Annotated in this window: 3 protein-coding genes and 2 pseudogenes; all 5 read right to left on the bottom strand. The window is 39.0% G+C overall.

Translation table 11 applies throughout. The annotated features are described in order from the left end of the window. Positions 1-3,366 (bottom strand): annotated as a pseudogene (locus PVV63_RS08970) (hypothetical protein); the annotation flags it as partial. An 821-nt stretch (positions 3,367-4,187) separates the two neighbouring features. Then, positions 4,188-9,251 (bottom strand): Vomp family autotransporter, encoded by a 5,064-nt coding sequence (locus PVV63_RS08965; protein ID WP_273791572.1) that lies wholly within the window; start codon positions 9,249-9,251, stop codon positions 4,188-4,190. 505 nt (positions 9,252-9,756) lie between these two features. Next, positions 9,757-9,906 (bottom strand): hypothetical protein, encoded by a 150-nt coding sequence (locus tag PVV63_RS10530; RefSeq protein WP_404977286.1) that lies wholly within the window; start codon positions 9,904-9,906, stop codon positions 9,757-9,759. A gap of 192 nt (positions 9,907-10,098) precedes the next feature. Next, positions 10,099-10,356 (bottom strand): annotated as a pseudogene (locus PVV63_RS08960) (hypothetical protein); the annotation flags it as partial. 401 nt (positions 10,357-10,757) lie between these two features. Further along, positions 10,758-13,987: YadA-like family protein (locus PVV63_RS08955; RefSeq protein ID WP_273791570.1), on the bottom strand; the 3,230-nt coding region annotated here is incomplete at its 5' end.

The following is a 13,987-nucleotide window of genomic DNA, read 5'->3' as shown; positions in this document are numbered from 1 at the left end:
CTGGCTTTTGTTAACAGCGTCATTATTGTTCTTTGCTTCCCCAACACCAGAAATTATCCGATCAGCACCGCTTTCATTTGCAATATTGATTTCTGCGCCACCTACTTTTGCACCAATAGTGAGACGACTCGTTGTCTTATCTTGCTGAACAAAGCTCTCGCTTTCCACTTTGGTAATCACATTATTAACCTGTTCAGTCAATTTATTCTGAACATTCGTGATAGAACTTCCAACACCGGCAAGTGCATCCGCTACATCAGGATAATCCTTATCTTTAGATCCACCATCAGCATCGAAGGTTTTAAGCGTGAATGTAGGGGCTGTCCAAATGCCATCTTTATAACTAGCACCACCACCAAAATATTTGACTACATTCTCAGATGCTGTTTTGAGATCACTTGTTACAGTCGTAACATTTTTATTTGTTTCAAAAAGCTGGGAACCATTTACTGCTTCATTTGAAGCTGCTGTGAGCGCGCCATTCTTTATACCTGTAAGAGTACGCTTTTCATTTTTGTTGTTGGCAATATCAATTTTATCACCATCTGTTTCTTTTCCAATACTGATGTGTCTCGTTTCTACATTCTGTTTAACGAAGCTACTGGCTGCTACTTGTTCTTTGACATCTTTTAATTGCGAAAAATTCACCGCATCGGTGCTTTCAGTACCCTTTGCCACTCCTGTTATCTTTTTACCCCCAGCGTCTATCCCAGAAATGATTATTTTCGGTCCACCAGAAATCACTAAGCCTGTTGCGTCTAAGATATTGTTTCCTGTTTGTATTTTATCGACTATGACACTCCTGGCGAGATCAAATTTTATATTATTGTCTTTATCGCCCTTTGTAACCGTGAGATTTGTACTTCCAGCAGAAAAATCTACTTCATCGTCTATAAGAACGGTCTCGCCATTTTCACCGCCAACAGACAATTTCCAACCGTTTTTTCTTACAACTTCTTCCAAATCTTTTAACTGTCCAAGATTAACTGCATCGGTAGATTCACTCCCAGCTGCTACGCCTGTAATTTGTCGCGTTATACCCTTAGCAAAATTACCAACACTCACTGCGCCCTGCGTACTTTTCCATTGCGACTCGGCGCTTTGTGAAGAATCCTGCAACAAAGAAGTATAACCCAAAACACCAGCAGCCCTATCAGATACAGAATCGCTTCCTAGAGCAACACTTCCTTCTGCCGTTGCTTGTGAATAAAAACCCAAAGCAGTAGCATTCTTTGCGGCTGACTTTGCACGATGTCCTATAGCAGTCGTAGCATATTCCAAAGCTTGAGAAACAGCACCAACAGCCGTTGCATAATCAGCCTTTGCAATTGTATGATCGCCTGTCCCAATCGATTCATTATATTCGGAACCTATCGCGATACTGTCTTTGCCTAAAGCATGAGCCATGTAGCCTATAGCAATGCTATCCACTTCCTTTGATACCCGTGCTTGATAACCTATAGCAATACCACGGCTCCCCCCCTTCTCTACCAGTGCCTCAGGACCTATAGCTATCGAATAATGATTAAACGTATTTGCCTCACTACCTATAGCAATACTATACCGCGCCTCCTTTGCTGCAGATGCATTGTAACCAAGAACAATCCCCTTTTCTGCGTAATTCTTCGCGCCGTAACCAAGAGCCAACGCAGATTCGCCATCAGCTTTTGCGCCAGCACCAAGAGCGACTGAATTTTCTGCATCAGCTATAGCATCTGCAAAATCTTTGCCAGTAGTGTTAATTTTTAAACCTTTTATAACCGCTGCTTCTTGTGCTGCTTTTAGCTGTGCAAAATTCACCGCATCGGTGCTTTCAGTACCCGTTGCCACTCCTGTTATCTTTTTACCTCCAGCATCAATACCAGAAGTTATCACTTTTGGACCATTGGCAATCACTAAACCTGTTGCATCTAAGATATTGTTTCCTGTTTGTATTTTATCGACTATGACACTCTTGGCGAGATCAAATTTTATATTATTGTCATCTTTGCCCTTTGTAACCGTGAGATTTGCACTTCCAGCGGAAAAATCTACCGCGCTATCCATGATAACGGTCTTACCATCCTTACCCCCAACAGATAGCTTCCAACCGCCATTTCTTACGACACTTTCTAAGTCTTTTAACTGCACAACATTTACTGCATCGGAAGGTTCACTACCAGCTGCTACACCTGTAATCTGCCGCGTTACGCCCTTACTAGAGTTACCAACACTAACGGCACCCATCGTACTTTTCCATTGCGTTTCAGTGTTTTTTGCCGGCCCCTGCAGCAAAGAAGTATATCCTGAAACACCTGCAGCCCTATCAGATACAGAATCACCTCCTATAGCAACGCCACCGTTTACAGAAACTACAGACCCTGCCCCCATTGCGATACTTTTTGGAGCAAAAGTGTAAGACATGGAACCTATAGCAATACTAGATTCACCCATCGCATTTGCCTGACTACCTATAGCAATACCATACAGCGCCTCCTTTGCTGCAGATGCATTGTAACCAAGAACAATCCCCTTTTCTGCATAATCCTTCGCGCCGTAACCAAGAGCCATTGCATAATCACCAGCTACAAGTACTCTATTTTTTACATCAATATCCTGGTTATTTCCAGTAGTTCCAACACCACCAATTGCAATGCTATAAACACCTTCCGTTTTTGCCCCCCGCCCCAAAACAACAGAACCATATGCGCCGCGAGGTGCTTCTGTCATATAACCAACAAGAACATTCCAACCGGCACCAGTTTTTGCACCATACCCGACAACAACAGAACCGTATGTTGTTGACACACCAGCATTAACAGACACATTGTCACCAATAGCAACACTCCACTTGCTATCTCCCACAGTCTGCCCATCACCCAAACGAACATTGTTGTTTTGAGAACGTTGCATTCCTGCAGTTCCACCCCGCAAAAGGTCAGAAACATTAACAGGCGTTGCACTTTCATAATTCCCTGAAAACGGTTGGGCTGTAGAGCTATCAGAAACAGACAACTGACGATTAGTGAGGATTCCTTTATATCGTTCCTCTTTACTTACCTCCCCTTTCGATAAATTATCACCATCTGCCGTCAGAACATTTATTATAGAGCTCTCATCACTCGTCCCCAGAAGAGTTTTGGTTAAAAAATTTGCATAGTCATCAGAAGCATTCAAACCAGCAACAGAGATGATGTTTTGTGGATAAGAGACACCAGCACTGTTAACACCTTCAATAAATGTGTTTCTAAAATCAGGATTTGCTGAAAAAACAGATGTAACATTCGATAAGAATGTAGCCGCTATAGCCAACGAAAGAACTTTAACAAAAGAAAAACGAGAACGTTTTAATTCACTCGCAGCTTGTGGGGAATATAATTTTTTCATAACAAACTCTCCAATGAAAAAACTTAGAAACACCTCCAAAACATAAAAAAGACACATTTTAGCATTATTGACCTTCTTGGAATTTAGAGTAGACGATCATTGCTTAGAGTGTGAACATTTTGAGTCTTTAGTTTTGTTTTGTTTGCGCTCTCTGTATTGAGATCTAAATGTTTGTTTTTTTGATTATGTTTTGTGGACATAAAGGTGACACATTTAGAGTCTAAGGGTTTTAGTGTGCTGTTTTTTCCTAACTAAAAAAGAGATCTTGTATATTTAATATTACTTTTTACTTGGTAGTGGTTACTATAAAATCCTTTGTACTAGGTTTTAGTATGTATTTTCCTAATTATAGACTTTATTTTTATTAGAAAGCATGGTTTTGTTAATAATAAGTAAAGTAAAAAGAAATTGTAATATGTCCGGAATATAGTTTTCCTTGGATAACTGGCTTTTTAGTTGGATTTTTTCTTTTTAATATATCATATAATGATATATGCGCGGTCCTGTGATGTACCTTTTATCTTTACGCACTACTTTTCCCCCTTTGAATTATTTTATCAAAATGAGTCTTACTAATATACACTCCCATATTGCTATAGGCTGTTCAAGAAAATAGCAACATAAAAATATAACTTTTTAGCAATATGGATTCTACTATGATCTTTTTTCAACAAAATATAGAAAAATCTTCTATAAAACCTCACAGTCTATAGCCTCATCAAATATTATGCTTATCTCTAGATAAATACTGTGCGTCTGTAAAAAAATATCCACCCTTATTTCAATAAATAAGGGTGGATGTTTTGTTTTCGTTGTTCGTATTATTTTATTTTCAGAGTAATTGCACCACCTATGCCCCAATGACCACCAGCACTCGTGGCAGAGAGATTAGAGCGGATTTTTCCGTTTTCAGATGTATAACCAGCACCAAGAGCAAATGCGGATTGTCCACGCCATGTGCCGCTACCAAATGAGACACTCAAAGATCCTGGCTCGTCGAAGTAACGTAGGTTGGATACTGCTAAACCAACGGCGGCTGCTTGCCTTGCCTCTTTCCGTACGCTCTTAATATCATAACTTAAAATATTAAACTTCATATCTGTATATCGGTCAGACCGATCAACAGCATCATCAATGGCATTAATAACAATATTATCCACCCGACTATCCGTATATTTTTTTGCATCATCGAGAACAATTTTCATCTGTTGCTGAGTGTAATCATGCAGTTGACCACCATTCACCGCTTCTTTCGAGTCCTTCTCAATACGGCCATCCGCAACATTATCAATTAAAACAGGTTCACTGGAATCTCCACCCTCTAAAGTGATCCTATTGGTTTTGTTTCCTTCTCCATCTTTATCATAGTTAACTGCGCCATCAGAAAGATTATTAACCGTGTTCTCAATATTATCAACTCTGTCTTCAATATTGAAAACCGTTTCACCAATATTCGTAACCGTAGTGGAAATATTGTCGACTCTGTTTTCAATATGCTTAATATCTTTTTCAACGCCAGTGATACGTTCGTTGGTCTCCCAAAGCTGTCCGCCATTGACTGCATCTTTTGACCCTTCTACAATTTTACCATCTGCTACATTGATAATCTTACTTGGTTGACCATCATGGCTAGCGTCATAAGCTTTTTTCTGCTCATTCCAATTTAAACCATTAGACGAGACATTGTTTTCAACATTTTGAATGCGGTCGTTTATCTTAGACATACTCTCACTCACGCCGTCAAAAGCACTGGCAACGTTATGATAATTCTTCTTTTCACCAGAGCTACCGTCAGCCTTAAATTGTGCTATCTTGAAAGTAGGAGCAGTCCATTCTCCATTATTATAGCCAGCGCCACCACCAAAATACGCAGCCAATTGGTTGCTCATAAGATAAAGTTGCGAACCATTTATAGCATCGGTTGAATTAGCAGAAATATCTCCATTGGCAAGAAACTTAATTTTGCTATTGGTTCTTCCCTCTCCATGCTGTGCTACAAATGCCTGCTCATCACTGTTCCACAACAAGGCGTCCCCTTTAACTTCTTGAGTAATATTCGTGATTTTTTCATTGACATCGTTTACCACATTCGTCAGATGCGTATTCACACTCTTCACATTTGCATCAAGACCTGTCAAAGCTGAGCCAACGTCATGATAATTGGCTTTTGCCACCTGACCATCTTCAACAATAACAGATAAACTATATTTTGGTCCTTTAAAGGCACCATTTTCGAATGAGGCATCACCACCAAAATAATTTGCTATATCTCCAGATATTTTATTAATTTGGTTCCCATTGATTGCATCATGCGATCCTTGCGCAATTATGCCATCTTTAACATTATGGAGAGCAACAGGGTCTTGGTTATCTACCCCACCTAAAGTTACGCTACCATAATTAATGGCACCATTTTCTTTATCGTAGAGAACTGCAGCAGCTCTTGTGAGATTAATATCATTAGAAATCATCTCTATACTTTTATCAAGCTGGGCTTTGTTAACAGCTTCATCACTCCACTCTGCAGCTTTTACACCGGAAATTGTACGAGCATCACCAGATTCGTTTGCAACATTGATTTCTATACCACCTGTTGACTCACCAATGGTGATAGCACCTTCATTCTCTTCCTGCTTAACGAGGCTATTTTTTGTTGCATTCGTAATCTGATTTTGAATATTCGTGATAGAAGCATCAACAGCATTAAAAGTAGATTCAAAACCATTATGTGGCTTACCCTGAATAGTGTAAGTGGGAGCCTTACCGTTAGATACATCCGCTCCACCACCAAAATATTGAGATGTATTTTGAGAAATTTTTGCTAGATTATTCGTAACAGTGGTAACATTCTGATTAGTAACAAAAAGTTGCGAACCATTTACCGCATCGGTTGAATTTTCAGTAATATCTCCATTGGCAAGAAACTTAATTTTGCTATTGGTTCTTCCCTCTCCATGCTGTGCTACAAATGCCTGCTCATCACCGTTCCACAACAAGGCGTCCCCTTTAACTTCTTGAGTAATATTCGTGATTTTTTCATTAACATCGTTTACCACATTCGTCAGATGCGTATTCACACTCTTCACATTTGCATCAAGACCTGTCAAAGCTGACCCAACGTCATAATAGTTGGCTTTTGCCATCTGACCATCTGTATCAATAACAGATAAACTATATTTTGGTCCTTTAAAGGTACCATTCTTGAATGACGCACCACCACCAAAATAATTTGCTATATCTCCAGATATTTTATTAATTTGGTTCCCATTGATTGCATCATGCGATCCTTGCGCAATTATGCCATCTTTAACATTATGAAGAGCAACAGGGTCTTGGTTATCTACCCCACCTAAAGTTACGCTACCATAATTAATGGCACCGTTTTCTTTATCGTAGAGAACTGCAGCAGCACTTGTGAGATTAATATCATTAGAAATCATCTCTATACTTTTATCAAGCTGGGCTTTGTTAACAGCTTCATTAGCATTTACAGCTGCCTTCACACCAGAAATCGTCCTATCGTTGCCTGCATTATTTGCAACATTGATTTCTATACCACCTGTTGCCTTACCTATGGTGATAGTACCTTCATTCTCTTCTTGTTTAACGAGGCTGTTTTTTGTCGCATTCGTAATCTGATTTTGAATATTCGTGATAGAAGCATCAACAGCATTAAAAGTAGATTCAAAACCATTATGTGGCTTACCCTGAATAGTGTAAGTGGGAGCCTTACCGTTAGATACATCTGCACCACCACCAAAATATTGAGATGTATTTTGAGAAATTTTTGCTAGATTATTCGTAACAGTGGTAACATTCTGATTAGTAACAAAAAGTTGTGAACCATTTACCGCATCGGTTGAATTAGCAGAAATGTCTCCATTGGCAAGAAATTTAATTTTGCTATTTTCTTTGTCTGCTCCATGCTGTGCTACAAATGCCTGCTCATTATTACTCCACAACAGAGAATCTTTAGAGACACCATCAATTTTCTGAGTAAACTCATTGGCTACATGTGTTAAGCGGCTATTCACATTGTTGATATTGTCATCAAGCCCTGTCAAAGCATCACCAACATTATTATGGTCCTTAGTTATTGCTACACCATCTTCAGAAATTTGCGATAAATGATAGTGCGGACCAAACAAAATACCTTCGCTAAATTCCGCATCACCACCAAAAATGACTGCTACATCTCGGGATATTTTTTCAATCTGGCTACCATTAATTGCATCATGCGATCCTTGCGCAATCATGCCATCTTTAATATTATGGAGAGCAACCGGTGCCGTAGTCTTATCACCACCTAAAGACACACTATTATAATTAACGGCTCCATCTGCTTTTTTATCGTAGAGAACTGCAAAAGCACTTCCCTCTTCAATGTTATTAATACTGTTACTAATATCTGCTATACGCCCATCCAGTTGTTCTTTATTAACAGCGTCATTAGCATTTACAGCTGCCTTCACACCGGAAATTATCCTATTTTCACCAGATTTGTTTGCAACATTGATTTCAGTGCCACCTGTTGACTCACCAATGGTGATAGCACTTTCATTTTCCTCCTGCTTAACGAGGCTGTTTTTTGCCACATTCGCAATCTGATTTTGTATATTCGTGATAGAAGTATCAACAGCATTAAAAGTAGATTCAAAACCATTATGTGGTTTGCCCTGAATAGTGTAACTGGGCGCCTTACCGTTAAATACATCCGCTCCACCACCAAAATATTGTGATATATTATGAGTTACACCTTCAACTGTATTCTCAATCTTCCCTAACTGCGCAAAATTCACTGCATCCTCAGGTTCTTCCCCAGCTGCCACTCCTGTAATCTTTTTATTACCAGCATCAATACCATCCACAGTTATACCAGCCCCATTAGCAAACAGAATGCCATCATCACTTATAGAGCTTCTTCCAGCGGTAACTCGTTCCACTTTAATATTCTCAGCTAGATCAAATTTTACATTATTGTCTTCCTCACCTTTTGTAATCGTAAGGTTGCCACTTGCCGCTGACAAATCTACAGTATCTTTTATACCAACGGCTTTAGCATTTTCACCCCCAACAGACAAACTCCAACCTTGGTCTACGTATTTTTGTAATGATCCTAACTGCGCAACATTCACAGCATCAGTATTATAAGTACCAGCTGCCACCCCTTCAAGCTGGCGCGTCATCTTATTTACATCATTACCAATAGTTGCTGGACCCGCATTACTTTTCCATACTTCATTCTCTAGCTTTGACGGGCTTTTAGTGAGAAAATCGAAACCGGGAGCACCCGGACCCGCCTTACTCGAAGAACCGTCCCCAAGAATAACCTTTCCATACGCCCGCGTTTCAGGCCCAAACCCTATAGCAACAGTTTCATTACTATTGGCCCTCACTCGTGAAGAATAAGCATTTAAGAATGCATCCCTAATATCATCTTGGTTATTATATCCGGCATCTATCGCGATATTACCTAGTCCTAAAGCGTGCGCTGTAGAGTCTATAGCAACACTTTTCCCCTTTGCCGTATATTTCTCTGGATCTAAAATAACAGCGCCACCCACTGTAAAGATATTTTGCGCATCTTTCCATACAGACCTTCCGTCGACTGTTAAAACATTTATGACAGAATTTTCCCCCCCCATACCACTTGTATAATCATTATAAGCAGAAAGAGTACTTTGCGGATAAACCACGGCAGCATTCTTCATACTTTCAAGAGATGCTTTTGTTAAATCGAGATTTGCTGAAAAAACAGGAGAAGCATTCGATAAAAACAATGCCACCGCAGTTCCTAACGAAGCTACTTTAAACAATGATGATCGATGATGTGAACGAGAAAACCTCAAATCACGTAGATTTTGTGTAGTATATAATTTTTTCATAAAAACCCCCTTCATAATAATAGATTAAAAACACAAAAAAGGTATGCTCTAGAACTCTAAAGCCTTCTTATTTCCCTTGCGTGTTCCTGCTTTTACAGCGTGTTTTAGGACATAAATAAAATTAAGACATAAACTGTTGTTTCTACAGTGTCTTTAGAGGGTAATTAGGGGCAGGTTCGTGAAAGTCAATTTGAGGAAGGTAAAAAAATACTTAATATTAGAATGGATTTCGTTTTTCTATCAAAGGTTGTGTGTCGTTTTTAGCTTTGATCTCTTTGAAAGAGGTATAATTTTTTGTGCCTATTGATCATCCGCTTAGGCATCAGTTTATTTTTCGTGAATAAGATTTTTTTATTTCATTAGAGGATTTATGAAAGCTTTTTACTAAAATGCCCCATCTATATCCTTACTAATGGTAATGTGTCTCGTTGCTGTATCCTATTTTACAAAAATACTCACTGCTACTTGTTCTTTTATTCCCTTCAGTTGTGAAAAATTCATTGTACTATCTAGCACCCATATCTTTAGCTGCCTCACCAGAAATAGACAGTTTCCAACCTTTTTTTCTTACGACTTCTTCTAAATCTTGCAACTGTCTAAGGTTCACTGCATCGGCAGATTTTCTATCAGCTGCTACGCCAGCTGCTACGCCTATAATTTGTCGCGTTATGTTCTTACTAGGAACACCAATACTTACTGCAACTTTCGTACTTTTCCATTGAAATTAGATGTTTTTAACCGGTCCTTGCAGAACAGACGTATCTCCAAAAACGCCAGCAGCTCTACCAGACACAGAGTTGTTCCCGATAGCTCTCCCATCAACCATCACTTTCTTTAGAATAGGAACCTAAAGCGATACTTCCACCCCCTTTTGCTTTTGAATAGAAGCCCATAGAAATAGCTTATTGAGCAAATGCATATGCACGGAGTGACCAAGAGCAATCGAACCATATTCTAAAGCTTTAGAAACAGCTCCTACTACTGTTGAATAATCACTCTTCGAAAGAGTATAATCATTTTCCCCGTGTTCGCTCTTCTTATTATATTCACCACCTACTGCGACACTGCTTTTCTCTAAAGCATGAGCCATATTGCCTACAGCAACGCTCCATTCTTTTTCCGTTTGCGCTCCACTACCCTAAAGCAATACTTGTGTTTGGAGTACATTGCATATCCTGTAGATCGTTGCATTATAAAGCATACGTTTAAAACTATACGAAAATAAAAGCTAAAACTGTCTTCTTTTAATAAAGGGTATATTCGTATTTACATTGCTTGAAGCATTTTAATAAATCAAAATAATAGCAATCAATTTTTTGAATCTTTACCACTAAGCTCTTTTATTCTCAACAAAAGTTGTAATAAGCTTTTTATATTCGGATTTTATATAATTACGGGAGTTTTATACATTTAGAATAGCTTTAGAGAGTTCTGGAAGAAAGTAAAAAATTTGCCCTTTTCTTAAATAAGAAAAAGGCAAATCAATTTTATGGATTTAGTCGTTTATTAGTTGAGTATCACATTAACCCCTGTACTTATACCCCAGTGACCTCCAGAAGTGGTAATTGACAAGTTGGAACCAATATCACCGTTCTCTGAAGTATAACCTGCACCAAAAGCAAAAGCAGATTGACTACGCCATAAACCACTACCAAATGCGATTGTTAATTTTCCAGGAATATCACTATAGCGTAAACCAGCTACCGCTAAACCAACAGCTGCTGCTTGTCTTGCCTCTTTTCGAACATCCTCAACAGCATAACTTAATGTCGAAAACTTCATATCCGTATACGAATTAGCCCCACTAACTCCATCTTTTACAAGATGAGAAATTTGCTCATCCGTATACTTATTGGCACTTTCAAGCACAAAATCCATCTTATCTTTTAATTGACCGCCATTAACCGCTTCTTTCGAATCCTTTTCAATCTTTCCATCGGCTACATTGGCTATTAATACTGGAGAACTTTCATCTCCACCAACTAAGCTAACTTTATTGGTCTTTTTTCCCGTTTCTTTATCTTTATCGTATTGTACAGATCCCTCCGTAACTCTATTTTCAATATCCTTGACCTGATCTGTAATCATCTGCTGAGTTTCCCAAAGCTGTCCTCCATTCACTGCTTCTTTTGAATCTCTGTCTACCTTACCATTCGCTACATTGATAATCTTACTTGGACTCTTAACACCCTGAGAATCCACATGAGATGCATCATAACTTCCTTTTTCTTCATTCCAATTCAGACTATTCAAAGAGGTACCCTTTTCAACTTCTTTTATACGATCGTTGATAGTGCTCATGCTGTCATTAACAACATCAAATGCTTCAGAGACATTATTACGTTCCTCTTTATCACCTTTCGTACCATCCTTATTAAAGACCTGAACAGTGAATTTTGGTCCTTGCCAGTTTCCTTCCTTATCATAACCAGCTCCTCCACCAAAATATGAGGCAAATGTCTGTTGAAGTGTATAAATCTGACCACCATTAATCGCATCCGTCGAATCTTCTGATATCTTTCCTTTCGCAAGGAACGTGATCTTGCTGTTTTCCTTGTTACCTTCTTTCTCATGCTGTGCTACAAACGCACCTGCATCATCACTCCACAACAACGCATTTTGCTCAATGTTGTCTGAAATCTCATTATGAAGATTCTTGAAAACCTTATTTACACCGGCAAACGCGGCTGCAATGCTATCATAATTCTCCTCTTCAAAGCTTCCATCTTCTTGGAAAGTCATTATCTTGAAACCTGGAAGCGCCCAGCCATCACCATCATACTTAGCATCACCACCAAAATACTTTGCTAGCGACTGATTCAGATCATAAATCTGTCCGCCATTAACCGCATCACTCGAGCCTGATACTATAGAGCCAGCCGCAAGTGATGTGATCTTGCTTGCTTTTCTGTCATCACCTTTCCCATGCAGAGCGATAAAAGCTTTGTCACCATCGCTCCAAGATAAAGAATCTTGTGCAACTCCCTCTGAGACCTCCTTAATGCGAGCGTTCACATTCTTGATATTGTCATCAAGTCCTTTAAAGGCAGAACCAACATCGGTATGCGGTTTATCTGTTACTTCGCCACCTTTATCAATACTGGATAAATTATAAGTTGGCCCTTTAAAAGCACCACCCTTAAATTCAGCATCTCCACCCAACAATTTTGCTATATCCATTGAAAGAATGTGAACCTGTCCTCCATTGATAACATCCGTTGAGTTTTCCGCAATCGATCCGGCGGCTACATTATGGAGCGCAACAGGTGTAGCATCCTTCCCTTTCCCAAAAGTTACATTTGTATAATCAGTTTGATTATCTGTTGTTTTATCGTAAAGAACAACAGAAGAACTATCAGACAGAAGGGTATCAGAAAGATCCTTCAAACCTTTATCAAATTGTTCTTTGTTCACAGCTTCATTGGCTTTTTCTGCTGCCTTCACACCAGAAAGGGTTCGATCCTTACCACTCTTGTTTGCGATATTGATTTCACTACCTTCTACTCCTTTACCAATGTTGATAACATCTTCATTTTTCGTAACAAGCAAATTACTGATTACATCGCTGATCGCAGTTTGAACCTTTGTGAAAAGTTTACCCACACCTGAAAATGCATCTGATACATTCTTATAGCTTGATTCAGCTTCAGTGCCATCATCATTGATAATTTTGAGCTTAAAATCAGGAACTTTCAATTCCCCATCCTTATATTCAGCGTCATCAGAAAAATATTTTGCAACCTTATCGCCCAGTGAATAAAGTTGAGAACCATTTACGGCATCCATCGATTCTTTCGTAATATCTCCTACAGCAAGCGATGTGATTTTACTTGCCTTTCTGTCATCACCTTCCCCATGCTGGGCGACAAAAGCTTTGTCAGCATCGCTCCAAGATAAAGAATCTTGTGCAACTCCTTCTGAGACTTCCTTAATGCGAGCATTCACATTCTTGATATTATCATCAAGTCCTTTAAAGGCAGAACCAACATCGGTATGCGGTTTATCTGTTACAACACCTTTTTCATCAATATTCGATAATTTATACCCTGGTCCTTTAAAGTTTTTGCCATCAAAGGATACATCGCCACCTAAAATCTTTGAGAAATCATCTGTGATGATATGAAGCTGTCCACCCGTGACTGCATCATATGAACCCTTGGCAATCTGACCATCAGCAACATTGTGAAGTGCTACAGCAGCAGAATTTGCACCTTTTCCTAAAGTCACACTCGCATAATTTATAGTGTTATTATCACCCTCTTTTTTATCATAGTGAACAACAGCCGAGTCATCTGATTGAAGACTGTTAGAAAGCTTCTTTAAACTTTCATCAAGCTGACCTTTATTAACCGCTTCATTATTTTGTGTTGCTGCCTTCACACCAGAAAGAGTTCGATCTGCTTTGCCACTATTAGCGATATTGATTTCACTGCCTTCTACTTCTTTACCAATAGTGATAAGATTGGTTGCTTGATCTTTCTTAACAAGGCTATCACCTTTCACATTGGCAATCTCATTATTAATCTCTTTGCTGATCTCATTTCTAATATTTGTGAAAGAATTACCAACTCCAGTCAAAGCATCCGCCACATTGCCATAGTCTATCTCTTCAGATTTACCATTATCCTTAACTGCCTTAACCTTAAAACTTGGAGCTTTCCATTGTCCTTGCTCATCATAACCTGCACCTCCACCAAAATAGGTTGCAAGTTGTTCGTTCAGCGAATAAAGCTGAC

It is taken from the genome of Bartonella sp. CM31XJBT, from assembly GCF_028618555.1.
Taxonomy (GTDB): domain Bacteria; phylum Pseudomonadota; class Alphaproteobacteria; order Rhizobiales; family Rhizobiaceae; genus Bartonella.
This window is presented reverse-complemented; position numbering and strand designations above follow the sequence as displayed.